Source organism: Streptococcus mitis (assembly GCF_905187535.1).
Classification (GTDB): domain Bacteria; phylum Bacillota; class Bacilli; order Lactobacillales; family Streptococcaceae; genus Streptococcus; species Streptococcus mitis_BS.
The window spans coordinates 1-323 of record NZ_CAJJIE010000037.1 but is presented as its reverse complement, the minus strand read 5'-3'; the positions used below and the strand labels follow the sequence as shown (position 1 = coordinate 323).

Annotated in this window: 1 protein-coding gene; it reads right to left on the bottom strand. The window is 37.8% G+C overall.

Going from position 1 to position 323, the window contains the following annotated elements; translation table 11 throughout:
- The coding region (locus JQ841_RS04915) for a GDP-mannose 4,6-dehydratase (RefSeq protein ID WP_203180294.1) at positions 1-323 on the bottom strand (323 nt) is incomplete at both ends.

Genomic DNA, 323 nt, shown 5'->3' with positions numbered 1-323 from the left:
TCCAAAATGTTTTTGCCTTCTTTAACACGCCAACGATAATCTGATAAAATAATATCTTCGAGGGAGTAGCTAGCCTTCCAATCAAGATATTTTTTAGCTTTTGATGCGTCTGCTAGGACGCTAGCTGGGTCACCAGCACGTCGAGCAACAATTTCGTGTGGTATTTTTTGATTCAGTAGTTCTTCAGCAGTTTTAAAGATTTCTTTGACGGTATAGCCTTTTTCAGTTCCTAAGTTAAAGATTTGAGAAGAACTGTTTTCTTGAAATAGGTAGTTCATTCCTTTAACATGAGCCTGTGCAAGGTCCAAGACATGAATGTAATC